The 24,499-nt window shown below is 28.9% G+C and carries 22 protein-coding genes and 1 riboswitch; of the genes, 9 read left to right on the forward strand and 13 right to left on the reverse strand.

Translation table 11 applies throughout. From position 1 onward, the window contains the following. The 3 genes from HMPREF0202_RS02560 to HMPREF0202_RS02570 all read right to left on the reverse strand — a co-directional run. Positions 1–549, reverse strand: a 549-nt coding sequence (locus HMPREF0202_RS02560; RefSeq protein WP_023051816.1) for a hypothetical protein, incomplete at its 3' end; no start/stop codon positions are given. 63 nt (positions 550–612) lie between these two features. Then, a complete protein-coding gene (gene fabG, locus HMPREF0202_RS02565; RefSeq protein WP_023051817.1) occupies positions 613–1,338 on the reverse strand; it encodes a 3-oxoacyl-[acyl-carrier-protein] reductase in 726 nt (241 codons plus the stop codon). A gap of 78 nt (positions 1,339–1,416) precedes the next feature. After that, entirely contained in the window at positions 1,417–3,006 is a 1,590-nt protein-coding gene (locus HMPREF0202_RS02570) for a ClC family H(+)/Cl(-) exchange transporter (RefSeq protein ID WP_023051818.1), read from the reverse strand. 158 nt (positions 3,007–3,164) lie between these two features. On the opposite strand from HMPREF0202_RS02570, the gene dapF reads away from it, so the two are divergent. Together dapF and paeA are read left to right on the forward strand one after the other, a co-directional pair. Next, on the forward strand, positions 3,165–3,998 hold the full coding sequence (dapF, locus tag HMPREF0202_RS02575; protein ID WP_040406171.1) for a diaminopimelate epimerase: 834 nt from the start codon (positions 3,165–3,167) through the stop codon (positions 3,996–3,998). Next, positions 3,989–5,299, forward strand: coding sequence for a polyamine export protein PaeA (gene paeA, locus HMPREF0202_RS02580; protein WP_023051820.1), 1,311 nt, complete (start codon positions 3,989–3,991; stop codon positions 5,297–5,299). The genes dapF and paeA overlap by 10 nt, the downstream gene beginning before the upstream one ends. Positions 5,300–5,330: 31 nt before the next feature. Here the strand turns inward: paeA and HMPREF0202_RS02585 are convergent, their stop codons facing one another. The 5 genes from HMPREF0202_RS02585 to HMPREF0202_RS02605 form a co-directional block, all read right to left on the reverse strand. Next, on the reverse strand, positions 5,331–6,506 hold the full coding sequence (locus HMPREF0202_RS02585; protein ID WP_023051821.1) for an NAD(P)-dependent malic enzyme: 1,176 nt from the start codon (positions 6,504–6,506) through the stop codon (positions 5,331–5,333). A 24-nt stretch (positions 6,507–6,530) separates the two neighbouring features. Continuing rightward, positions 6,531–7,073 (reverse strand): Fe-S-containing hydro-lyase, encoded by a 543-nt coding sequence (locus tag HMPREF0202_RS02590; RefSeq protein ID WP_023051822.1) that lies wholly within the window; start codon positions 7,071–7,073, stop codon positions 6,531–6,533. Then, positions 7,070–7,912 carry a fumarate hydratase gene (locus HMPREF0202_RS02595; protein WP_023051823.1) on the reverse strand — a complete coding sequence of 281 codons (843 nt, stop codon included), beginning with the start codon at positions 7,910–7,912 and terminating at the stop codon, positions 7,070–7,072. Before HMPREF0202_RS02595 ends, HMPREF0202_RS02590 begins: the two co-directional genes overlap by 4 nt. 91 nt (positions 7,913–8,003) lie before the next feature. After that, positions 8,004–8,501: a PTS sugar transporter subunit IIA gene (locus HMPREF0202_RS02600; RefSeq protein ID WP_023051824.1), complete on the reverse strand. Its 498-nt coding sequence runs from the start codon at positions 8,499–8,501 to the stop codon at positions 8,004–8,006. 148 nt (positions 8,502–8,649) lie between these two features. After that, on the reverse strand, positions 8,650–9,672 hold the full coding sequence (locus tag HMPREF0202_RS02605; protein WP_023051825.1) for a threonine aldolase family protein: 1,023 nt from the start codon (positions 9,670–9,672) through the stop codon (positions 8,650–8,652). A gap of 114 nt (positions 9,673–9,786) precedes the next feature. Beyond that, a riboswitch (purine riboswitch) is annotated at positions 9,787–9,884 on the forward strand. Positions 9,885–9,974: 90 nt separating this feature from the next. On the opposite strand from HMPREF0202_RS02605, the gene HMPREF0202_RS02610 reads away from it, so the two are divergent. Beyond that, the gene (locus HMPREF0202_RS02610) at positions 9,975–11,261 is read left to right on the forward strand and encodes an NCS2 family permease (protein ID WP_023051826.1); all 1,287 of its coding nucleotides are present in this window, start codon (positions 9,975–9,977) and stop codon (positions 11,259–11,261) included. A gap of 24 nt (positions 11,262–11,285) precedes the next feature. On the opposite strand, the gene brnQ (HMPREF0202_RS02615) is transcribed toward HMPREF0202_RS02610, so the two are convergent. After that, positions 11,286–12,545: a branched-chain amino acid transport system II carrier protein gene (brnQ, locus tag HMPREF0202_RS02615; RefSeq protein ID WP_023051827.1), complete on the reverse strand. Its 1,260-nt coding sequence runs from the start codon at positions 12,543–12,545 to the stop codon at positions 11,286–11,288. A gap of 307 nt (positions 12,546–12,852) precedes the next feature. Between brnQ (HMPREF0202_RS02615) and HMPREF0202_RS02620 the strand changes: the two genes are divergently transcribed. The 4 genes from HMPREF0202_RS02620 (at position 12,853) to HMPREF0202_RS02635 (ending at position 17,352) form a co-directional block, all read left to right on the forward strand. Then, entirely contained in the window at positions 12,853–14,202 is a 1,350-nt protein-coding gene (locus HMPREF0202_RS02620) for an alanine/glycine:cation symporter family protein (protein ID WP_023051828.1), read from the forward strand. Between the two features lie 29 nt (positions 14,203–14,231). Next, on the forward strand, positions 14,232–15,086 hold the full coding sequence (locus HMPREF0202_RS02625; RefSeq protein WP_023051829.1) for a WYL domain-containing protein: 855 nt from the start codon (positions 14,232–14,234) through the stop codon (positions 15,084–15,086). A gap of 128 nt (positions 15,087–15,214) precedes the next feature. Continuing rightward, entirely contained in the window at positions 15,215–16,447 is a 1,233-nt protein-coding gene (brnQ, locus tag HMPREF0202_RS02630) for a branched-chain amino acid transport system II carrier protein (RefSeq protein ID WP_023051831.1), read from the forward strand. 143 nt (positions 16,448–16,590) lie between these two features. Then, a complete protein-coding gene (locus tag HMPREF0202_RS02635) occupies positions 16,591–17,352 on the forward strand; it encodes a formate/nitrite transporter family protein (RefSeq protein ID WP_023051832.1) in 762 nt (253 codons plus the stop codon). A gap of 40 nt (positions 17,353–17,392) precedes the next feature. Here HMPREF0202_RS02635 and HMPREF0202_RS02640 read toward each other — a convergent pair whose 3' ends face one another. The 4 genes from HMPREF0202_RS02640 to HMPREF0202_RS02655 are packed head-to-tail and all read right to left on the reverse strand — an operon-like array spanning position 17,393 to position 21,811. Then, entirely contained in the window at positions 17,393–18,166 is a 774-nt protein-coding gene (locus HMPREF0202_RS02640; RefSeq protein WP_023051833.1) for an SDR family NAD(P)-dependent oxidoreductase, read from the reverse strand. Between the two features lie 12 nt (positions 18,167–18,178). Further along, positions 18,179–18,697, reverse strand: coding sequence for a shikimate kinase (locus tag HMPREF0202_RS02645; protein WP_023051834.1), 519 nt, complete (start codon positions 18,695–18,697; stop codon positions 18,179–18,181). 5 nt (positions 18,698–18,702) lie between these two features. Then, positions 18,703–19,032 (reverse strand): DUF1904 domain-containing protein, encoded by a 330-nt coding sequence (locus HMPREF0202_RS02650; protein ID WP_023051835.1) that lies wholly within the window; start codon positions 19,030–19,032, stop codon positions 18,703–18,705. Between the two features lies 1 nt (position 19,033). Further along, positions 19,034–21,811: a M16 family metallopeptidase gene (locus HMPREF0202_RS02655; protein WP_023051836.1), complete on the reverse strand. Its 2,778-nt coding sequence runs from the start codon at positions 21,809–21,811 to the stop codon at positions 19,034–19,036. Between the two features lie 135 nt (positions 21,812–21,946). Here HMPREF0202_RS02655 and HMPREF0202_RS02660 point away from each other — a divergent pair, with 135 nt between their 5' ends. Then, positions 21,947–23,563 (forward strand): putative glycoside hydrolase, encoded by a 1,617-nt coding sequence (locus HMPREF0202_RS02660; RefSeq protein WP_245576441.1) that lies wholly within the window; start codon positions 21,947–21,949, stop codon positions 23,561–23,563. Positions 23,564–23,631: 68 nt separating this feature from the next. Then, positions 23,632–24,489, forward strand: a complete 858-nt coding sequence (truB, locus tag HMPREF0202_RS02665) for a tRNA pseudouridine(55) synthase TruB (protein ID WP_023051838.1) — start codon at positions 23,632–23,634, stop codon at positions 24,487–24,489. Positions 24,490–24,499 lie beyond the last annotated feature (10 nt).

Consider the following 24,499-nt stretch of genomic DNA (forward strand, 5'->3'; position numbering starts at 1 on the left):
TTTAAATTGTATATTAATCTCTTTTTGTATAATTACATCAATATAATCAGTATTTTGAATTAAAAAATTTATTAAATTATTAGATAGAGTTTTTGAAAAATTATCTTTATTAAAACTAGAGCTAAAAAATTTAGATAAATTTTTATCAAACTGAATTTTATCGTCAATTTCTTTAAGAAATTCAGTAGTTTTTTCATTTGAATTATTTGTGTTAGTAAGGGGTGAAGATATCAAGTTATTATTAAAGCTAATTCCATTAAGAGTTAAATTGCTAATAGTAAAGTTATTTTTAGATTTAAAAAATGTTTTGAAATCCATTTTACATTCAACATTTTCAATTGAAATGTTATATTCAATTAAAGATAAATTTTTTAATTCAAAAGAGTTATTAAAAAAACTAAAATTAGCTTTTTTAATAGTTACTTCTTGCTTAAAAGAAGTTGAAAGCTGTTTTGTGATAATATTTTTAAAATATATATTTTTTCCCCAAAAAAGAATAATTAAAAATATTAAAATACTAGATGTAAAAACTAGCATTTTGTTTTTCATAAAATCCTCCTAAAATATTAAAGGCAAGAAATAAATTTCCTGCCTTTAAATAATTTGTTTTAATTATAGTGCTAATCCACCACTAACTTCAATTGTTTGTCCAGTAATGTATGAAGATTCATCACTTGCTAAAAATAATACAGTGTTAGCAATATCTTCAGGCATTCCTAATTTTCCTAAAGCTGTTCTCTCAAGCATTCCATTGATAACATCTTCTGGTAAAACGTCAGTCATTGGAGTAGAGATAAATCCAGGAGCAACACAGTTAGCTCTAACTTGAGCACCTTTTCTAGCTAATTCTTTAGCCCAAGTTTTAGTCATTGCAATAACTCCACCTTTAGTAGCAGCGTAGTTAGCTTGACCAATGTTTCCGTATAAACCTACAACAGATGAGATAGTAACAATTGATCCTTTTTTATTTTTAGTCATTAAAGGAGCAACAGCTTGAGTCATATTGAAAACTCCTTTTAAATTAACATTAATTACAGCATCCCAAGCATCTTCACTCATTCTTACAAATGGTGCATCTTTAGTAATACCTGCATTGTTAACAAGAATATCGATTCTACCAAATTCATCTTTTATTTTTTTAACTAATTCTTTAATAGCATCTCTATCAGTTACATTTAAAATTTCATGTCTAACATTAGTTTGTTCAAAAGTAGCTTCACCCATATCACACGATATAACTAATTCAGCACCTTCAGAAGCTAACTTCTCAACTATAGTTCTTCCAATTCCTCTAGCACTTCCAGTAACTAAAGCAATTTTTCCTTCTATTCTATTCATATAGATCCTCCTATAAAATACATGTGTCATTTAATAGTATAATCATTTTAAAAAAATGTCAATAATTTCCTTAAAAAATTAGTGAGATGTTCCCATTTTGAATAGAGTTTCATTTAATTTATCAGCTTGTTTTTCTGGAAGTAAAAGAACTAAAACATCACCAGCAAGAATTTTACTACTTCCTTTAGGAATATACTCAGTTTCTCCTCTTCTGATGGCAACAACAAGAGTATTTTTAGGCCAAGCAACATCTCTTATTAATTTTTCATCGAATTCGGATTCTGCAGAAACAGGAATACAAATTAGTGTCTTTTCATGATGCTCATGACGATCTTCTTCGAAGTCATCCTCAATTTTTTTCTTAGGCATTCTTTCGTATAAAATTTCATAAATAGGCTCTAATTTTAGAATATCTGTAATATAGTATGCTACTATAGAAACTGTTGCAATCGCTAAAAGATGATCAAAGCTACCAGTCATTTCTAAAATTAGAATAACTCCAGTTATAGGAGCTCTAACAACGGCAACAAAAAATCCAGCCATTCCTAAAATCATATAGTGAATGACAAAATCACTATGAAGATTAAAAGTTGTTATAAGTGTAAGTGCATAAATTTTTCCAAGAATAGCACCTAAAACAAGCATTGGTAAGAATATACCACCTTGAAATCCCGTTGCATATGATATTGTTGTAAACAATAGCTTAACAATAAAAACTAATAAAAGAAATAGTATTGTTTGATTAAGATGAGGCAACTCTTCAACTAAGTGATGTCCACCACCTGTTATATCAGGCATAACAAAACATATAATAAACGATAATGTCATAACAGATGATATTTTTACGGCTCTAGGAAGTTTAATTCCTTTAAAAATATCTTGTGTTTTAATTAGTGAAACTGTAAAAAGCTTTCCAAAAAATGCAATGACAATTCCAAAAACTATAAAAAATAAAAATTGAAAATACGGATTAACATCTGTAGGATACTTAATATTTAAATTAAAAGATGGATCCATTCCAAAAATTCTTCTAGCTACGAAATTAGAGCAAATACTAGCTAAGAATGTGCAGATAATAAGTTTAGAAGAAAAGAAACGATGAAGCTCCTCCATGCTAAATATAACTCCAGCTAATGGTGCACCAAAGGCTCCGGCTAAACCAGCACTTGAACCAGCTGTTACAAGATACTTTTCATCAGTATAATTTCTTTTAAAAATTTTAGTAAAGCCATATCCAATATATGATCCTAATTGTACTGAAGGACCCTCTCTACCTAAAGATAAACCAGCTCCAATACCAAGTAAACCACCAAAGAATTTGACTAAAAGTTCTTTTACCCAAAAGATATAATCTAGTTTTCTTAAAATTAAAGCTTTAACTTGTGGAATACCACTTCCACCTGTTGTAGGAAATTTTCTAGATAAATAATCTACAAAAAGACCTATAACGATAAAAATTCCCCATATTAAAAGAAGTTTAGAGGGATTTGTAAGAAGTTCCCTACTAATATAGTGTTCTCTAAGATTACCAGCAATTCCTAAACCATATCTGTAAATAGATACGATAACTCCAGTAATAACACCTACAAGAAGAGAGAGTCCATACAGACCTCTATTTCCTTTTTGGAGAAGTTCAACATGATTTTTGATTTCTCTTTTTCTGCTCATAAAAATCTCCTTGATGACATATTGTACTACTTGGGAATATTAACACAAAACCTATGAAAAGTAAAGTAGAATCAAACAAAAGTGAAGGGGGTTGCGTTAAATGAAAGGATAGGGTAGAATATAATGTAATAGAAAGTTATACTAATGAGGTGATTAATTTGAAATTTAATAAAATGCAAGGAGCTGGTAATGATTTTTTACTTTTTAATGGAGTAAAAAATAAATATGAAAATTATTCAAAGATGGCCAAAAAACTTTGTGATAGACGTTATGGAGTTGGAGGAGATGGTATAATGATTGCGGAGGAGAGTCAAAAAGCTGATATAAAAATGGTTTATTATAATTCAGATGGCTCAAAAGGTGAGATGTGTGGAAACGGAATTAGATGTTTCTCAAAATTTATTTATGAAGAGGAAATCATAAAAAAAAGCGAAATAACAATAGAGACAGGTGATGGAATAAAAACAGCTTATTTAACTATAGATGATAAAAATAAAGTGCAATCAATAATGATATCTATGGGTAAAGCAAGATTAAATTCTAAAGAGATTCCAGTATTAATAGAAAAAAATAAAGTTATAAATGAAAAAATAAGTATTGATGGTGAAGATATAATTTTTTCAGCTGTATTAATTGGAGTTCCACATGCAGTAATAATAAGAGAAGATTTGGAGAGTATTGATGTAAATACTTTGGGAGCAAAGATTGAAAAAGATAAATTATTTCCTAAAAATATAAATGTAAATTTTATTCAAATTTTAGATAAATGTAGAATAAAAATAAAAACATGGGAAAGAGGAGCTGGAAGAACACTAGCTTGTGGAACAGGATCATGTTCAGGAGTTTATATTTCTAATTTATTAGGATTAGTCGAAGATGAAGTAGTTGTAGAAACAGAGGGTGGAGTATTAAAAATTAAATTACAAGGGGATGAGGTATTTATGATAGGAACAGCAGAAACCACATTTAAAGGAGAGATAGTATGGGAATAGCAGAAAAATTAATGTTTATTCTTTTTTTAATTTTGATAAGTGCATTTTTCTCTATGGCAGAGATATCTTTGGCAGGAGCAAGAAAAATTAAATTACAATTATTAGTGGATGAAGGTAATGAAAATGCAAAAAAAGTTATTGATCTTCAAAGTAATCCAGGAAACTTTTTTACAACTGTACAAATAGGATTAAATATAGTAGCTATATTAGCTGGTATAATTGGAGATGGAATATTATCACCAATAATAAATAAATATATAGGAAATCCAACAATAGCATTTTTGATATCATTTATATTTGTAACAGGTTGTTTTATAGAATTTGCAGATTTAATACCAAAAAGATTGGCAATGGTTTATCCAGAAAAAATAGCACTTACTTTAGTAAATCCAATGACTTTAACAATAAAGATTTTAACACCAATTGTATTTATATTTAGTGGTGTGGCTAATTTAGTTTTTAAAGTGTTTAATACACCAAACTCAAGAGATGAACTAATAACTCATGATGATATTTTTGCGTTAGTAGATGCGGGAGCAGAAGCAGGAGTAGTGCATACAAAAGAGCACCATCTAATTGAAAATGTATTTGAACTTGAGCAAAGATGGGTATCATCAGCAATGACAACGAGAGATGAAATAGTATATTTTACTTTAGAAGAGACAGAAGAAAGTATAAAACAAAAAATAGCAGAGTACCCACATTCTAAATTCTTAGTTTGTGAGAGTGATATAGATTCTATATATGGATATGTTGGTTCAAAAGATATCTTACCTAGAATTTTAAAAGGAGAATCTAGTGGACTTCAAAATATAAAAGAGATAACAAATAGAAATATTTTGATTATTCCTAATACACTTACTCTTTCAGAGATGCTAGATAGATTTAATGAAGCTAGAGAGGACTTTGCTGTAATATTAAATGAGTATGCTCATGTTGTAGGAGTTATAACTTTAAATGATGTTGTTTCGACTTTAATGGGAGACGTAGTTTACCCAATGCAAGAGGAATATATAATAAAAAGAGGAGATGGCTCTTGGCTAATAGATGGGGTTACAGCTACTGAGGATGTAAAAAAAGTTCTAGAAATAGAAGCGTTTCCAGAAGAGGATAGCTATGAAACAATAGCTGGCTTTATGATGTATATGTTGAAAAGTATACCTAAAAAAGGTGCCCACATAGAGTTTGATGGTTATAGTTTTGAAGTGGTAGATGTAGATAACTTTAAAATAGACCAACTTTTAGTTATAAAAGAGGAAAAGAAATCAGAGGATGATTTAGAAAATAATGAGAATGAATAAAAAAAGGTAGCTTTGTAGGCTACCTTTTTTACTATCTTGTTATATTTTGTTCTTTAGCAATTCTTTTAACCTCTTCAGCAACAACAGTAGCTACTCTTGGATCAAAAGCATTTGGGATAACATATTCTGGTGTTATTTCATCGTCCTGAATTAATTTAGCAATTCCAACAGCTGCAGCAATTTTCATCTCTTCAGTTATTTTTTTAGCTTTAGCATCAAGAGCTCCTCTAAATATTCCTGGGAAAGCTAAAACATTATTAACTTGATTAGGGTAGTCAGATCTACCAGTACCTACAATTTTTGCTCCTCCTGCAATAGCATCTTCAGGCATAATTTCAGGATTAGGGTTAGCCATAGCAAAAACAATAGCATCTTTATTCATAGTTTTAACCATATCAACTGATAAAATATTAGCAGCAGAAACTCCTATGAAAACATCTCTTCCAATAACAGCTTCTTTAAGTCCACCTTTAATATTTTCAGGATTTGTAATATCAGCTATTTCTGATTTTAAGAAATTGTAGTTAGCTTTATCGTCTCTGTTTATAATACCATCAATATCATTAACAACAATGTCTTTTGCACCCATTTTAATAAGAAGTTTGATAATTGAACTACCAGCAGCACCTGCTCCACTAACAACAAATTTAGCAGATTCAAAAGATTTATTAACTAATTTAAATGAGTTGATAAGAGCAGCTACAACAACAATAGCTGTTCCATGTTGATCATCATGGAAAACAGGAATATCAAGTTCATTTTTTAATCTTGTTTCAATTTCGACACATCTAGGAGCAGAAATATCTTCTAAATTTATACCCCCAAATCCAGGTGCGATTAATTTAACAGCTTTAATAATCTCTTCAGTATCTTGTGTATCTAAGCAGATAGGAAAAGCGTCAACATCTGCAAATTGTTTAAAAAGAATAGCTTTTCCTTCCATAACAGGGAGAGCAGCTTCAGGACCAATGTTTCCTAAACCTAGTACAGCAGAACCGTCAGTAACAACAGCAACCATATTTCCTTTAGATGTGTATTTATATACATTTTCAACATTTTCTTTTATTGCTAAACAAGGAGCAGCAACTCCAGGAGAATAAGCTAAACTTAGTTCCTCTTTATTTGTAACAGCAACTTTTGACACAACTTCAATTTTTCCTGAATGAGTCTCGTGTAGCTTTAAAGATTTTTCAAAAACTGTAGACATAATATATTACCCCTTTAATTAAATTTATTTTGAGCTATTTCTAGCTATTTCATATAGGTCATTTCCTTCGCAATCATTTATAACGATTGCTGGGAAGTCAACAACTTCAAGTCTTCTAATTGCTTCAGCACCTAAATCCTCATAAGCAATGATTTCACTACTTTTTACAGACTTAGCAATTAATGCAGCGGCTCCACCAACAGCTGCAAAATATATAGCTCCATTTTTAACAATAGAATCTTTAACTTTTTGATCTCTTGCACCTTTTCCAATCATTCCTTTTAAACCTTGATCTAAAATAGCAGAAGAGTATGAATCCATTCTATAACTAGTAGTAGGTCCACAGCTTCCAATAGGTTGCCCAGGTTTAGCAGGAGTAGGTCCAGCATAATAGATAATTTGTCCTTTTACATCAAAAGGTAGTTCTTTACCTTCTTCTAAAAGTTTAACTAATCTAGCATGTGCAGCATCTCTAGCAGTATAAATAACACCAGTTATAGAAACAGCATCACCAGATTTTAATTTTTTTATATCTTCATCTCTTAACGGAGTAGTTAATTTTATCATAATGTTACCTCCTTGTGTCTAGCAGCATGGCAATTTAAGTTAACAGCAACTGGTAAAGATGCAAAGTGACATGCTTGAGTTTCAACTTTAACAGCAAGAGCAGTAGTTTTTCCACCAAGACCTTGAGGACCAACATTAGTATCATTTATTAATTTTAAAAGTTCAGCTTCTAACGCTGCAGCAATTGGATCAGGATTAACATCTTCAATTTCTCTTAGAAGAGCTTCTTTAGCTAACTCAGCACATCTTTCGAAGTTTCCACCAATTCCAACACCAACAACGATAGGAGGACAAGGGTTTCCACCGGCGTTTTTAATACTATCTACAACAAACTTTTTAATACCCTCTACTCCATCAGCAGGTTTGAACATTTTTAATGTACTCATATTTTCAGACCCACCACCTTTAGGAGCTACAATAATTTTAACTTTATCAGAACCAGGTACAAGTTTAGTGTGGATAACAGCAGGAGTATTATCCTGTGTATTAACTCTATCTAGAGGATGTCTAATAACAGATTTTCTTAAATATCCATCTTTATATCCTTTGGCAACTCCAGCATTAACAGCAGAGTAAATATCTCCATTGATTTTAACTTCAGTTCCAATTTCTAAGAAAACAACAACAAGACCAGTATCTTGACACATAGGAACATTATCCTTTGCAGCAATCTCGTCATTCTCAATAATTTGACTTAAAATAACCTTCCCCAACTCACTAGTTTCTGTTTTTTGGCATTCTTTAATTTTGTTTAAAACGTCACTGCCAATAAAGTAGTTAGCTTCAATACAAAGTCTAGCAACTTCATTAGTAACTAAATCTAAATCTAGTACTTTCATTTTTCCTCCTTAAATTTCCGTGTATGCTTTTTTATTAATAAAGAAAGGTACCATCCTTTCCTAAATAGTAAAGAGGCACCTTCTTAAAAAACTACTTTTTGATTTTAACTCTCATTAAAAGGTCTCCTATTTTAACATCTCCAGAAGCAACTACTTCAAGTGCTTCAACTTGGTCCATGTTTGCAATAATAACAGGAGTCTTTGTTGATTTAGCATGTTCTTTAATGTAAGCTAAATCATATTTAATAAGCTCATCTTTAACCTCTACAGTTGATCCAGGTTCAGCAATTCTAGTGAATCCTTCTCCATTTAATTTTACTGTGTCAATTCCAAAGTGAACTATTAACTCAAGTCCGTTAGGAACTTCAAAACTAACAGCGTGGTTAGTAGCGAAAATATCAATTTCACCAGCAACAGGTGAGCAGATTGCTCCCTCAGTAGGATCAATTCCACATCCATCCCCAATCATTTTTTGAGAAAAAGCGTCATCTGGTATTTCGCTTAAAGGAATAACTTTTCCGTTTAATGGTGAATAGATATTAAACCATTCATCCTCTTTTTTCTTTTTAAAGAAATCAAATAATCCCATAGTCAAATCTCCTTTCAAATAAAATGCGAAATATATGTAATATTATTTCACATTTAGTTCATTAAATCAATAATATTTTTAAAAAAAAGCATACAAAGAATAAAAGAAAAATCTATGTACTATAAATAAATTATATCATAAGATTTATTTATTTTCCTAGTAATTCTTTTATTTTTTTAATAAAATTATCAACATCCTCTTTTGTGCTGTCAAAAGATGTAACAAGTCTTACTTCATGGATATTTTCATTCCATATATAGAAATAAAAAGACTTTTGAAGTTCAGAAATTATTTCTTTAGGTAAAATAGCAAAAACAGCATTAGCTAAAACTTCTTTTGTTACGGGTATTTCAATTTTTTCTAACTCTAATTTTAAATATTGAGCAATATCATTTGCATTTTTAGCACATTCAAACCAAATATTGTTTTTTATATAAGGAACGAATTGAGCAGACATAAATCTCATTTTTGAATACAATTGAAGATTTTGTTTTCTTATCCAAGAAAATTCTTTAGCTAATTCTTTATTGAAAAATATAAGAGCTTCACCAAACATTAATCCATTTTTAGTACCACCAAAAGATAAAACATCAACTCCTAAATCTCCAGTCATCTCTTTAAAAGAACATCCTAAGGCTACAGCAGCATTAGAAATTCTTGCTCCATCCATATGTAAAAGCATATTATTTTCCTTAGCAAAATTAGAAATAGCTTTAATTTCATCTAATGTATAAACAGTTCCATATTCTGTAGTTTGGCTGATTGAAATAATTTCAGCTTTTGGTTTATGAAAGTTATTTTTAAAAGTTAACCATTTTTTAGCAGCTTCTAAGTCAAGTTTTCCATCTGTACTTGGAACTGTAAGAAGTTGCATACCAGTTATCTTGCTAGGAGCTCCAGTTTCATCTTGCACAATGTGAGCATTCTCAGGAGTTATAACAGCAGATGCTCGAGCTTTCATTCCTTCTAGTGCTAATACGTTAGCTCCAGTACCATTAAATACAAAAAACACTTCAACATCCCCAAATATATCTTTGAAGCATTCAATCGCTTCTTGAGTGATTTCATCTGCTCCATAAGCAGAAACATGGCCGTTATTAACTTCAATTATTTTTTCTAAAATTTTCTGATGGACACCACTATAGTTATCACTAGCAAAAGATTTTTTCATAAATTATATTACCTCCCAGTATATTTATTTTAATACATTATAGTTTTTTTCTTTATAAAAAGCAAAAATAAATAAAACTTGACAAAATTGGAAGAAATCTTTAATATTTAGGTAAAGATTATATTTAATTTGAACCATATATACTCCGAATACGGCGGAGAGTTTCTACGAGCTACCTTAAATAGCTTTCTATGGGTCACAACTTAGTATTTTTTATTAAGTTTTTTGACCTGTTTTTGCAGGTCTTTTTTATTTTAGTCAGTAATTATTATAAAATATTAAAATAAATCTAGGAGGGAAACATGGAAAAATTGTTTCAATTAAAAGAGCACGGAACGACAGTAAAACAGGAGATAATAGCGGGGGTTACAACATTTTTAACAATGGCATATATTATATTTGTTAATCCCTCAATATTATCAATGACGGGAATGGATAAAGGTGCATTAATAACAGTAACATGTTTAGCATCAGCGATAGGAACGGCTATAACAGCATTTTGGGTAAATGCACCATTAGCTATGGCACCAGGAATGGGATTAAATGCATTTTTTACTTTTACACTTGTTTTAGGAAATGGAGCGACATGGGAACAGGCTTTAGGAGTAGTATTTATATCTGGAGTTATCTTCTTAGCGCTAACATTTTCAGGATTGAGAGAGAAAATAATTGATGCTATACCAGCTGAGATTAGGTTAGCTGTGGGAGCGGGAATAGGTTTATTTATAGCTTTTATAGGAATGCAGGGAATGGGATTAATTGTAAGCAATCCAGCAACAGTGGTGGCTTTAGGGAAATTTAATTTAAATGTTGTTTTAGGATTAGTAGGTTTTGCAATTATGGGATTCTTAGAGATGAAAAAAGTTAAGGGTGGAATTTTAATAGGAATTGTAGCTACAACAGTTTTAGGAATTATATTTGGTGCAGTTCAATTACCATCACAAATAATATCAATGCCTCCAAGTCCAGCACCAATTGCTTTAAAACTTGATGTTTTAGGAGCAATTAAGCCAATATTTTTAGGATCGATTTTTTCATTTATGTTTGTCGATTTATTTGATTCTTTAGGAACTATAATGGCTTGTGCTCATGAAGCTGAAATGATAGATGAAAAAGGTAAGATAAAAAATGTTAGTAAAATATTAGAGGCTGATGCAATAGCGACAGTAATAGGTTCTTTATTAGGAACATCAACAACTACAACATTTGTAGAGTCAGCTTCAGGAATTGCAGTTGGTGGAAGAACAGGATTAACAGCGCTAACAACAGCGGTATTATTTGCGATTTCACTATTCTTTTCTCCAATTATAGGGGTTGTACCAGCATTTGCAACGGCTCCAGCTTTAATACTTGTAGGAGTTTATATGTTTAAAAATTTATTGGATATAGATTTTCATAATATAGAAGTTGCAATACCTTGTTTCTTAATAATAATAATGATGCCATTAACTTATAGCATATCAATTGGAATTTCTTTTGGATTTATTTCTTACATATTAGTATGTTTATTTGGTGGGAAAATTACACATGTAAAGCCTATAATGTGGGCGATAGGATTTTTCTCAGTTGTAGAGTTAATGTTTAAATAAAAAAAAGGAGCTTAGCTCCTTTTTTTATGCATTCTTTTTTAAAGTTAGTTTTTCAGTTTTAAAGGTAAAAGATATTCCAAAAGCTATTAAAGCTGGTATAACCCAAGGGAATCCGTGGTTAGCAAGAGGAATAAAGCTTAAATCTACTTTTAACATTTCAGCTATACTGATTATTAAAGTTACTGCAACAACAGATTTAAAGGTAAAGTGATTTTTAATACCAAAAATATTTAGTAAAATAAGAACGATAGTAACTGGATAAAGTATTACTAAAACAGGTACAGATAAACTAATTATATAGTCTAATCCTGCAACAGAAAGTATTGTTGAGAAAATACAAATTCCAAGAGCTATTTTTTTATAAGATATTTTAAATAGTTTTGAAAACCATTCACTAGCTAAAGCAACTAATCCTACAGAAGTTGTTAAACAAGCTGCAGCAACACAAATTCCAAAAGCTATTTTCCCAATATTTCCAAGAGTCAGTTCTGCTAAAGTTAATGTTGTTTGAGCAGTTGTAAGACCTTTTATACTACTAATTTGTGCTCCTAAATAGATTAAGCTTAAATAGATAAATCCAAGACCAATAGCAGCAATAAATCCAGCATTACTTAAAAAAGATTTTTGTTCATTTGTATCAGTTACTCCCTTTCCTTCAAGTCCTCTAATAATTATAACTCCAAATAGAACAGAAGCTAAAGCATCCATTGTCTGGTAACCACTAACAAATCCATAAGAGAAAGGGTTTCCATTTATTATAGAGTCAACAGGCGTTCCTAAATCGCTAGTTATTCCTAAAATAGTTATTAATGAAAGAATTAATAAGATAATAGGTGTTAAAAATTTACCTAGAATATCAGTTATACTTGATTCATTTAAAACTAAGAATAAAGTTACTCCAAAGAAAATAACAGATGTTAACACAGCTATAATAGTAGGGTTTGAATTAGGAAATAAAGGTAAAACTCCCATTTCAAAAGTAGTTGATCCTGTTCTTGGTATAGCAAATAGAGGACCTATAACTAATATTAATATAGTAGAATAGATTGTATTAAATTTATTTGAAACTTTATTTGCAAACTCATCTAGACTTCCAACTTTTGTGAATGCAAGAATTCCAAGTAGTGGTAAACCAATTCCAGTTAGAAAAAATCCTAGACCAGCCTCAAACCAATCCTTTCCTACAGCTACTCCAACAGAAGGTGGGAATAGTAAATTTCCTGCTCCAAAAAACATAGAGAATAGAGCGAAACCTAAAATTAAAATTTCTTTCTTTTTATTCATTGTAACCTCCAAAAAATTAGTATTATTGTAATAAAAAAATGTGTGTGTTTAAATAATTAGAAAAATTGTATCAAAAAATCAGAAAAAAATCAAGAATAAAATAATGAAAAAAAGGTATGAATGTACTAAAAAAATGGTATATAGAACAATAAAGTTTAGAAAAAAATACAAGAACCCTTTAAAAACAATGGGTTTGTTTTCCAAAAATACGAACAAAAAAATAAAAAAATTGTTATCTATTAAGTAGGAAAAATAAATGTTAGGATTATTTTAGAAAATATTAAGGGTAAATTAAGGAGGAGTCATTATGGAAATATTGAAGTCTATAATAAATGGAACTAATGCAATTTTGTGGGAAAAAAATGTACTTGTGGTAATGCTTATTGGGATGGCTTTATATGCCAGCTATAAAACTAAATTTATGCAAATTAGATTATTTGGAGAAATAGTAAAAACTTTAAAAGGTGAAAAAACAACTGGAGAAAAAATAAGTTCTTTAGAGGCTTTTTATTTAGGAACAGCTTGTAGAGTAGGAGCAGGAAATATAGCTGGAGTTGTAGCAGCTATATCTATAGGAGGACCTGGGGCATTGTTTTGGATGTGGATAGTAGCATTATTAGGGGCCTCAACAGCATTTGTTGAATCAGTTCTATCTGTAATTCATAGGGAAAAAGACTCTAATGGAAATTATAGAGGTGGAACACCGTGGGTTATAAAAAATAGATTAAAAAAGAGATGGTTAGGAATAGTTTATGCAGTAGCTTCAGTAATATGTTATATTGGAGTTATTCAAGTTATGGCAAACTCTGTAACTGAGTCAGTAGTTGGAGCTTATAAATTAAATCCAACAATAATTTCAGTAATATTGGCATTATTAGTTGCAATAACAATTTTTGGTAAAGGAAGAAAAGATAAAATTGTAACAGCATTAAATAAAATTGTTCCTGTAATGGCTTTTATGTATTTAGCAGTTGTATTATATGTTCTTTTAACTAATATAACAGAAATACCAATGGTCTTTGGAAAAATATTCTCGGCAGCATTTGGAATAAATCAATTTGCAGGAGGAGCTTTAGGTGGAGCAATCATGCAAGGAGTAAGAAGAGGGTTGTTTTCTAATGAGGCAGGGAGTGGTAACGGGAATTACGCAGCAGCCTTAGCAGATGTAGATGAACCTGTAAAACAAGGAATGGTTCAATCATTAAGTGTTTTTGTGGATACATTAGTTATTTGCAGTGCAACAGCCTTTGTTGTGTTATTAGCAAGTGATTCTAGGTTAAGTGAGCTAAATGGAATGGTGCTATTCCAAGAAGCTTTAAAAAGTCATATTGGCTGGATAGGAATACCCTTTACAGTAATAATATTATTTTTCTTTTCTTTTAGCACGATACTGGGAGTTACTTTTTATGGAAGAAACGCATTACAATTTATTAGTGAGAATCCTAAAGTAAATACAGGTTATCAATTGATAGTTGTATGGATGGTTTATGTTGGTGGAGTTGAACAAAATTATTTTGTTTGGTCTTTAGCTGACTTTGGATTAGGATTAATGACTGTAATTAATATTGTAGCGATAGCTCCCCTAATAAACGAAAGTATTGTATATTTGGAAAAATACGAGCAAAAATTAAAGGGATGTGCTAAAATAAACCCATAAATTATGTAAAGTTATGGGGGAACTGAAGTATGAAAAAAGTAAGAGTTACAGTTTCAGAAGATATTTGGAGACTTTTAAAAAAAGATTCAGAAGAGTTTGGAATAAACAATAATAAATTATGTAATTTTATTTTAGATAAATTTAAATACACTAAAAAGTTTGATATTGATAAGTTTATAGAACCTCAAGGAAGACCTTTAAAAAAAGTTATACAATTTGATTTAAATGTAGCTAATAAAGGTATATATTATGATATTTTAAAGGCAAATGATGTAGAGGTAGAAGCTGAGTTTTTTAGAGATCTTTTTGAAATATATTCATCACAATTTAAGTATCAACGAGAAATATTTATATTTCAAGATACTTACAAAGTAGTTTTAGAAGCTATAAAAAATAAATCAAAAATGAGAATATTATATATGGAAGATAATTTAATAATATCTCCATATTTTATAAAAAGAGAGGATCAAGGAGATGAAAATTTTATATTTGCTTATGATGATGAGAATAGAATTTATAGAAGTATAAAATTAAAAGATGTGATTATTTTAGGTGTGCTAAATGAAAAAATTCAAATTAGAGATAAAAAATATATTGAAAATATGAGGAAAAATTTCGATCCATTTTTAGGAGAGAGATTATTAATAAAAGCTATTTTTACTCCAATAGGAGAGAGTATGCTAAAAAGTTTTACTAACTATAAACCTAAACTTATAAAAAAAGATGAAAATATTTATCAATTTGAAATGACTTTAGAGAATGCTAAGTTTTATTTTGCTTCTTTTTTAAAAGAGGTTACGATAATAGAGCCACAAAAATTAAGAGATGAATTAAGAAGTTCTTTTTTACAAGCATATAAAATTTATGATGATAAAAAAATTTAAAAAACTTGAAAAAATAAAAAAAAAGTGTTATTATTTACAAAAATTAAAATTAATTATCAAAATAAAGGCAATCTTTTCTAAACAGGTTGCCTTTTTAATAATATTTATTTTATATGGGGAGGAAAAGAATGAATAAAAGAAAAGAGATTTTAGTTTTAGGGTTAGCATTATTTTCGATGTTTTTTGGAGCGGGGAACTTGTTATTTCCACCATCTCTTGGGGTAGCAGTTGGACAAAGTTGGTTTATAGCAGGAATAGGATTTTTTATAACTGGAGTTGGATTACCACTACTTGGAATTCTTGCTTTTACAAAAGGTGGAAGTCTAGATGAGTTTGCAAGTAAAGTTTCTAAAAAATTTAATACAGCATACTTAACAACATTAATTTTAGTAATTGGACCATTATTTGCAATTCCAAGAACAGGATCAACTACTTTTGAAATGGGAGTATTACCACTAATAGGAGGAGCGGACCCTAAAATTTCTGCAATAGCTTGTTCTGTTATATTTTTCGGAATAACACTATTTTTAGTTTTAAATGAATCTAAAGTAACAGATGTTTTAGGAAAGTTTCTGACACCTATTATATTAGTGATTTTAGCTTTAATAACAGTATTTGGAATTTTAAATCCGATTGGAGAACCAGTAGCAAGCATAGTTGAAGGAAGTCAATTTTCATATGGATTTATAAATGGTTATCAAACAATGGATGCATTAGCTTCAGTTTTATTTGGTGTAATAATAGTAAAAGGATTAGAAGGAAAAGGTGTTACAGATTCTAAAGAGCAAAAAGTTTTTTTAACTGGAGCAGGATTTATAGCAGCATTAGGATTAGGATTAATATATTTTAGTTTAATTTATCTAGGAGCACAAATTAGCAGTATGCAAAATTTATCTACAGCTCAAACAGCATTAATGGTAGCTGAATTAACATTAGGAAGTTCAGGAAAGATTGCATTTGGTATTTGTGTAGCTGCAGCATGTTTAACAACTTCTGTAGGATTAACAGCATTAGTGAGTGATTGGTTTTCAAAGCTAACAAATGTATCATATAAAAAAGTAGCTATTATAACATGTATATTTTCAGCAATATTAGCAGTAGCAGGTTTAGACTATATCATAAGCTTAGCTGTACCAGTTTTAGTAATCCTTTACCCAGTTACTATTGTATTAATTGTTTTAAATATTTTTGGAGTTGAAAATAGAAATTGTTTTGCCTTTGCAACGATAATTACTTTAATTATAAGCATTTTAGAAGTTTTAAAAGTAAACTTATCATTTATACCTCTATCAAATTTAGGTTTTGCATGGATTATTCCAGCAATAATTGCCTTTTTAATTGGAAAAGTTATAAAAAATTAACTAGAAAGTTTGTTTGTATATACTTAATATATTAAAATAGAACTCAATCATATTTTGATTGAGTTTTTTTAATATTATCTTGAAAAAAAAGGATAAAGGGTGTATAATTCCAAACTGTATGAAAAAAAATCAGGAGGGAAAAAGTGAAGGTTTATTTAACAAACAAAGAAACAACAGAGCAAGTTCTTCTTTTAGGAGAGAATAAGGGGCATTACTCATTTACTAAAACTACTTTACTAGGATTTATGGGAGGAGTGTACATAGCTCTTTCAGCTTTGGGAAATTTAATAGCTAACTTTACTGTAGGTGGAGGCGCTGGAAAATTTATAGGAGCTGCTGTTTTCCCAACAGGATTAATGCTTGTTGTATTAGTAGGAGGATCATTATTTACAGGAGATTGTCTAGGATTATTGGCTTTTACTAAGGGAAAGGTAGAAAAGACAACATACACAAGAAATTTATGTGCAGTATGGATAGGGAATTTTTTAGGATCAATATTTATAGCGTATGTGTCTTACTTAGCAGGAAATTATTCATCACCAGAATTTTCTAAATATGTAGTTGGAGTTGCAGAACATAAAGTTCATCTTACATTTACAGAAGCAGTAGCAAGTGGATTTTTATGTAACGTATTAGTTGCTATTGGTGTTTGGTTTGCTTTAGCAGCAAAAGATTTAGCAGGAAAAATATTAGCTATTTGGTTCCCGATAATGTTATTTATCTTAGGAGGATTCCAACACGTGGTTGCTAACATGTACTATGTAAGTATAGGAAAAATACTTATGTCTACAGTATATTCTCCAAGTGAAATGGCAATTCATTTCTTAGCTGTTACAATTGGAAACTTTTTATCAGGAGCATTATTTTTACCATTAATATATAAAAAGTTATACATGAATGATTAATTAAAAAGGAGTAGAAATTTAATTTCTACTCCTTAATTTTTTAATTTTCTCTATGAACAGTTCTTCCATCAGCTTGATGGTTTGGTGTCATTGCAATTTCTGTCAACTGTATATTTTCAGGAAGGCCAGTAGCATAAATAACAACATTTGCTACATCATCAGGAGTTAAAGCATCGATACCTTTATACGTATTATTAGCTTTTTCAAGATCTCCTTTAAATCTTACCTTACTAAATTCTGTTTCAACTAAACCAGGCTTAATATTAGTAACTCTAATATTTGAATCAACTAAATCAATTCTTAATCCATCAGAAAAAGTTTTAACAGCGGCTTTAGAAGCGCAATAAATAGCTCCACCTGCATAAGCAGCATCCCCAGCGATAGAACCGATATTAACAACATATCCAGAGTTATTTTTTAACATTAAAGGAACTATAGCACTTGTAACATAAAGCATCCCTTTAATATTAGTATCAATAACAGTGTCGATATCTGTAGGAGAGGCTAGATAAACTTTGTCTAGACCTAAAGCTAATCCAGCATTATTGATTAAAATGTCAATTTTTTTAAAAGACTCAGGTAAAGATTTTACCTTATCTTCAACATCTTTGCTATTACGCACATCAATAACTAAAGTATGAACTCTTATACCATATTTTCTAATTAATTCTTCTTTTAAAGAATCAAGTAAATCGGAACTTCTAGCAGTTAAAATTAGGTTTGCACCTTTTTCTGCATACGCTAAAGCACAACTTCTTCCAATACCTTTTGTTGCTCCAGTAATAAAAATAGTCTTACCGTATAAATTGTTCATAGAAAAACCCCCTTAGCTTAATATATAAGCATTTTTTATTTTTTCAACACTATCATAAATATTTGTGTTTGAATCTATTTTAATTGAAAAATCAGAAGATATTTTGTACAATGTTTGTCTTTTATCATACAAGTCTTGTATTGTTTGTAACATGTCTTCTGAGTTTGTAAGAAGTGGTCTAGTTTTACTTCTTTTTACTCGTTCGTAAATAGTATTAACATCACAATCTAAATAAACTACAAAAGAAGTGGATTTTAGATTTTTAATATTAACATTATCAATAATTGCTCCACCACCAGTGGAAATAACTATATTGTTATCTTTAGATTCTTCTTCAATAATAGATCTTTCTAAATCTCTAAAATATTTTTCTCCATGTTCTTCAAATATTTCAGGGATAGTTCTTTTTTCTTTCATAGATATGCAACGATCAATATCTATGAATTTCATATCTAGGCTTCTAGCTAGAATTCTACCTATAGTAGTTTTTCCACTTCCCATAAAACCTATAAGAGCGATATTAGCTTTCATAAAAATTAAAAATGTTCCCCATTATCATAATAATTTGAACCTTCAAGGGGATAGAAGATAACAGTAGTATCGTTGTTGTTTGTTAATTTTTTACAAAATTTTGTGATGAAGTCTGCAACAATATTTTTAGTTTCTTGTCCTCTGTCAAACCAAGCAACATCAACAAAAGTATAACCAGGAACGATAGCTCCATCGAAAATATACTCAGTTTCAGTATGCTCAATAGTAAACCAAGTTCTATCACATTGTACAATTGAAGTAAGTCCATCAATTAATTCTTTACTATTTTCAATTAAACTTTTTTTATCAATACCTCTAAATTTTAAATGTGGCATTTTATTCCTCCTTTTCTGGCAAAAGAATAACTTCTACACAGTTTTTTATATTAAGTGCTCTATTAGAAAAATTTATAATAGAGTTATAGTTTACTGTCTTATTATACCTCATAGGAGTATAAAATTCATAGTCAGATATTAAATTTTTTTTCTCTAGGTAATTATTCCAAAAACTATTGGTATTTAATGCAGTCTCAAAATTTAGTTTATAGTTTTTTTGAATATCTAAAATTTTATTTTCTGGAAAAGTTCCTTTTTGAATATTTTTAATAGTATTTTTGACTTTAGATACAACTTCATCAACTCTTTTAGTATCTGTACTAAACATAATTTGAAGATAATTTTCACCAAAATTTAATTTTTCAAGGTTAGAATATGAAGAAATAGAATAAACACCACCAATTTTTTCTCTAACATCTTCGATTAGGAGTATATTTAATAAATTAGAAAAAGCTCCATATAAAACTCTATTTTCTAATGAAAAATTACTTTGATAAGGAAAAGTTAAAATAACTGTAGCTTTTTTATCAATTCCTTTGATAATAGTTTTTTTAACAGACTCAGTAGGGTAAACTACATTTAAGTCTTTGTATTCTAATTGATTAGTATTTATAGGAAGATTAGCAAAGTAATAATCTAAATTTTTAATTAAAATTTGTTCATCAATAGAACCTGTAACAACTAGTTTATAATTTTTAAAATTACTAAATAAATGTTCAAATGTATTTAAAAGAGATTCTTTGTTAACATAAGAAATATCATCTATTTCTAAAGGAACTTTTCTTGGATGATTGTTATTTAAAGTTTCTAAATATGTTTTTTTAAATAAAGCTTTAGGAGAAAAGTCTCTATTTTTTATTAACTCTCTATTTGTTTTTAAATTTGATTCAATAATATTTTCATCAAATTTTGGATTAGAGATAAGTGTTCTAAAAAACTTTAATGCTTCAGAAAGATTCTCTTTATTTGTAGATATTGTAAACCCTTGTGTATAATCATCAATAAATGGTTCAACACTAAAATTTTTTCCTTTGAAATATAACTCTAAAGAGCTATAGTTAATATCTCCTACTCCAGAATTAGAAAGAATTTCTGGAAGGAAAAGTGAATTAATGTATTCAGGATATTCTAAACTAGAGCTACCTTGCAATTTAGTTAATTTAAAAGTTATCTTATCTTTGTCAAAGTTAGTTTCTTTATAAAGAACTTCTATTCCATTTGAAAGAAGTAGTTTTGTATAATCTTTTTCTTTTGTAATAATTTTAGAAGTACCAGGTATTAAATTTAACTCTGGTAATTCAGTTTTAAAAGATTTTTCTTCAATAGAGGTTGTATTTTTTGTTAAAAGTAAATCAATTAAAGATTTAATTTCATTTGTTTTAGGTAGCTTATCTTTCATATTTTCTCTAGAAGTTATTAAAACGTCGTAATTTAAAGAAGTAAGATTACTAGCAATATTTTTTAAGTCATCAATAGTTATACTTTTTAAAATATTTTCAGTTAATTCATATTCCGCATCAGGTTCCATAAAAACATTATTATTTAAAATATAATCAACGATAGAATCCATGTAGATATCATTTTTAATACTTTCTTTATTGCTAACAATAGTCTTTAGATTGTTTAAAAGATTTATTTTTTCATTTTCTAATTCTTGAGATGAAACTCCATTTAATGAAATACTTTTTAAATTATCAATTATATCCGTTATAGATTTATTTATATTTTCATCCTTTATAAGTGCTGAAATTGCATAAATTCCAGTGTTTTTATTAAGAGGAAAATTATAAATAGAGGAATATACAAAAGGTGAATCTTTATCTTTAGATAAAATAGAAAATCTAGTATTTAAAATAGAATTAAGTAAGATTTTTTCTAAGTTATTTTTGAATGAAGCTGTAGTATCAATAGTAGATATAGGTTCTTTCCACATTAAATTAAAATTAGTTGTAGTAAGTTCAGGATCAGTAAAAATAGTAACTGAATCCTCAAGGGGTAAAGATATTTCATAATTTGTATTAACAATATTTGTTTTATTTTTTAATGATGCAAAATTATTAGTAATAAGGTGTTTGATATCTTCAGGATTAAAATCTCCAACAGCAACAACAGCCATATTTTCTGGTTGATACCATTTTTCATAATAGTCTCTAAGTTTTTTAGAAGTTGCGCCCTTTATAGTTTCAGGAAAACCTATAGGAAATCTTTTAGAATACCAAGAATCACCATATAAGATTTTCTTTTGTAAATCTCCAACTCTTTGAGAAATTCCTTGTCTTAGTCGCCACTCTTCAATAATTATATTTTTTTCATTTTCAACATCTTTTGGATCGAGAGTTACCTCTGATGCCCACTCTTTAAGAACATTAAAACCAGTTTCTAAATCTGACTTAGAAGTGGGAACTTGAAGTTTATAAACCGTTTCTGAAAAACTGGTATATGCATTTAAATCTCCACCGAAACTTAAACCTAAAGACTGGAGATATGTAACAAGCTCATTTTTTTTATACTCTGTAGTACCATTGAAAGCCATATGTTCTAAAAAATGTGCCAATCCTTGTTGATCTTCCTCTTCGTAAAGAGAACCAGCTTTTACAACAAGATTTAAAGAAGCTCTATTTTCAGGTTTTTTATTTTTAAGTATATAGTACTGTAAACCGTTGTCAAGTGTTCCAGAAATTAGATTTTTAGATACTTGTAGATTTGGTTGGTTACTAGCAAAAATAAAAAGTTGTAAAATTAAAAATATTATAGTAAACGGAAATATTCTTTTTTTCATTGGTAAAACCTCCTCGTATAAGTTAAAGATATTTAGATAGTAACATTTTATAAGTTTTATTAAAAGGATTATTTAGTAGATTTTTTTAGATAAAATTGTTAAAATATGACGAATAAATAATAAATGGAGGATAACGTGAGAGTAAAGGACAAAAAGAAATTCTTTAGATTTTTAATACTAGTAACAATTTTTATTTTTACAATTTCTTGTGGGGTTAAAAGATTTGTTTTTAATGATGAACCTAAAAAAGTAGAAATGGTAAGTGATGAAATAAAAGTGGATGTCTTATCTTTAAATAAAGTAAATACAGACACAGAATTAAAAAAAAAAGATTCAATTATAAAAGAGGATAAAAAAGAGATAGAGTTAAAAAATATAACTGAACAAAAAATACCTGAAATAAAAGAGGAAGTATCAGTAAATGAGCAAAAAGAAGAAAAGAATATTGAAAAAAATATAGTAAATAACTCAAAATATATTAAAAATCAAACGCTGTTTGTTTATAGAGATGAAATGCAAAAAGAAAAAACAGACACTTTGAGAAAAGGGACAAGAGTTGATATTATAGATGAAAAAGAAATAACTGTAAATGATAAGAAAAAGTCATTATTAAAGATTCAATATAAAAAAGATTTGAAAAATAAAAGTGGTTGGATAAGTAAAGTAGATTTAGCAAATAGTTTAAATGAAGTTTTGCCAAAAGAATGGAAAAATCTAGATTTTACATCAAATTATCCAACTAATAATTTTAGTAATAATCCAAGAGTAGATGTAAAAGGAGTGTACTTAAATATTTATACAATTGGAAGTTCTAAAAAAATGGAAAGACTCATAAATCTTGCGAATACAACAGAAATAAATGCTTTTGTAATAGATGTAAAAGATGATAATGGAGTACTATCTTTTGAAATGGAAGCTCCTAAAAAATTCGGAATACCAGTTTCGAAAAATTATCCAATAAAAAATATAGAAGAGTTTATGAAAAAAATGAAAGAAAATAATATATATACGATAGCAAGAATTGTTTCATTTAAGGATCCAACGTATGCAAAAGCAAATCCAGATAAAGTTATTATTTCAAGAGATACAGGAAAACCTTATACAAATAGTGATGGAATAATTTGGGTATCAGCACACGATAGAAATCTTTGGGATTATAATTTATCAGTTGCAGAAGAAGCAGCAAAAGCAGGGTTTAATGAGATACAATTTGATTATGTAAGATTTCCAGCTTCAAATGGTGGGAAGTTAGATGCAAAACTAAATTATAGAAATACCAAAAATGAATCAAAACCAGAAACTATTCAAAAATACTTAAAATATGCAAAAGAAAGATTAAATGTTTTAGGTGTTTATACAAGTGCGGATGTTTATGGGCAAGTAGGAACATTTAGTGATGATATGGGATTAGGACAGCATTGGGAAGCTGTAACTCAAGTTGTAGACTATATTTCACCAATGATGTATCCAAGTCATTATGGAAATGGAGCTTATGGAATAGCAGTTCCAGATGCACAGCCATATAAAACAATATACCACTCATTAAAAGATTCTATAAATAGAAATGAAAATGTTAATTCACCAGCAGTGATAAGACCGTGGATTCAAGCTTTTACTGCAAAATGGGTAAAAGGATATATTCCTTATAATGAAAAGGAAATAAGAGAGCAAATTAAAGCAATGAATGATTTGGGAGTAACAGAGTATTTACTTTGGAGTCCAAGTAATAACTATAAGATTACAGGGAAATAAAAATAAATGTTTAAAAAAAGTATAGTGTATGATATAATGTCATTTGAACTAATTTAAAGGAGAAAAGATTGGAAGGAATAATAGTTATAGATAAACCTATCGGTATAACTTCCTTTGATGTTATAAGGGTTTTAAGAAGAAATTTGAAAGAAAGAAGAATAGGACATACAGGAACTTTAGATCCTTTAGCAACTGGAATTCTAGTTATTTGTGTAGGAAAAGCTACAAAATTAGCACAGGATATAGAAGGATATGAAAAAGAGTATGTTGCAGATTTAGAACTTGGTTTTAAAACAGATACCTATGATATAGAAGGGAAAGTTTTAGCTAAAGTAGAAGAGTTTAATATTTCTTATGAAAATTTTGAAGAAACATTAGAAACATTTAAAGGAGATATAAAGCAAATACCACCAATGTATTCTGCTATAAAAGTGGATGGAAAGAAGCTTTATGAGTTAGCAAGAGAAGGTGTAGAGATTGAGAGAAAAGCTAGAGATGTTAGTATAAAAAATCTAGAAACTATATCTTTTGATGGAGTAAAGGCTAAGATTGATTGTACAGTTTCAAAAGGTACATATATAAGAAGTCTAATTTATGATTTAGGTGAGAAATTAGGAACTTTTGCAACAATGACTGGTTTAAGAAGAACTAGAGTTGGAGAAGAGGATTTAGCAAGAGCATTCACATTAGAAACTATTGAAAAAATGGTATCAGAGAATGATTTTTCTTTCTTAGTTTCAATAGAGGATTATTTTAAATTTCCTAAAGTAGATATTGAAGATGAAAATGATTTAAAACTTTTTGTTAATGGTCAAAGATGTAAAAAAAGAATAAATGAAGGAAAATATAGAGTTTATTCTAAGAATAATTTTATAGGCTTAGGCGAGGTTACAAAAGGATTATTAAAAGGTTACAAATATTATTAATTATAGAGAG

Source organism: Cetobacterium somerae ATCC BAA-474 (assembly GCF_000479045.1).
Taxonomy (GTDB): domain Bacteria; phylum Fusobacteriota; class Fusobacteriia; order Fusobacteriales; family Fusobacteriaceae; genus Cetobacterium_A; species Cetobacterium_A somerae.

Excerpts from the sequence above, each read along its gene's own strand:
- fabG (WP_023051817.1), bottom strand. The coding sequence starts at position 1,338 with ATGAATAGAATAGAAGGAAAAATTGCTTTAGTTACTGGAAGTGCTAGA.
- HMPREF0202_RS02570 (WP_023051818.1), bottom strand. The coding sequence starts at position 3,006 with ATGAGCAGAAAAAGAGAAATCAAAAATCATGTTGAACTTCTCCAAAAA.
- paeA (WP_023051820.1), top strand. The coding sequence starts at position 3,989 with ATGGGAATAGCAGAAAAATTAATGTTTATTCTTTTTTTAATTTTGATA.
- HMPREF0202_RS02585 (WP_023051821.1), bottom strand. The coding sequence starts at position 6,506 with ATGTCTACAGTTTTTGAAAAATCTTTAAAGCTACACGAGACTCATTCA.
- HMPREF0202_RS02590 (WP_023051822.1), bottom strand. The coding sequence starts at position 7,073 with ATGATAAAATTAACTACTCCGTTAAGAGATGAAGATATAAAAAAATTA.
- HMPREF0202_RS02595 (WP_023051823.1), bottom strand. The coding sequence starts at position 7,912 with ATGAAAGTACTAGATTTAGATTTAGTTACTAATGAAGTTGCTAGACTT.
- HMPREF0202_RS02600 (WP_023051824.1), bottom strand. The coding sequence starts at position 8,501 with ATGGGATTATTTGATTTCTTTAAAAAGAAAAAAGAGGATGAATGGTTT.
- HMPREF0202_RS02605 (WP_023051825.1), bottom strand. The coding sequence starts at position 9,672 with ATGAAAAAATCTTTTGCTAGTGATAACTATAGTGGTGTCCATCAGAAA.
- HMPREF0202_RS02610 (WP_023051826.1), top strand. The coding sequence starts at position 9,975 with ATGGAAAAATTGTTTCAATTAAAAGAGCACGGAACGACAGTAAAACAG.
- brnQ (WP_023051827.1), bottom strand. The coding sequence starts at position 12,545 with ATGAATAAAAAGAAAGAAATTTTAATTTTAGGTTTCGCTCTATTCTCT.
- HMPREF0202_RS02620 (WP_023051828.1), top strand. The coding sequence starts at position 12,853 with ATGGAAATATTGAAGTCTATAATAAATGGAACTAATGCAATTTTGTGG.
- HMPREF0202_RS02625 (WP_023051829.1), top strand. The coding sequence starts at position 14,232 with ATGAAAAAAGTAAGAGTTACAGTTTCAGAAGATATTTGGAGACTTTTA.
- brnQ (WP_023051831.1), top strand. The coding sequence starts at position 15,215 with ATGAATAAAAGAAAAGAGATTTTAGTTTTAGGGTTAGCATTATTTTCG.
- HMPREF0202_RS02640 (WP_023051833.1), bottom strand. The coding sequence starts at position 18,166 with ATGAACAATTTATACGGTAAGACTATTTTTATTACTGGAGCAACAAAA.
- HMPREF0202_RS02645 (WP_023051834.1), bottom strand. The coding sequence starts at position 18,697 with ATGAAAGCTAATATCGCTCTTATAGGTTTTATGGGAAGTGGAAAAACT.
- HMPREF0202_RS02650 (WP_023051835.1), bottom strand. The coding sequence starts at position 19,032 with ATGCCACATTTAAAATTTAGAGGTATTGATAAAAAAAGTTTAATTGAA.
- HMPREF0202_RS02655 (WP_023051836.1), bottom strand. The coding sequence starts at position 21,811 with ATGAAAAAAAGAATATTTCCGTTTACTATAATATTTTTAATTTTACAA.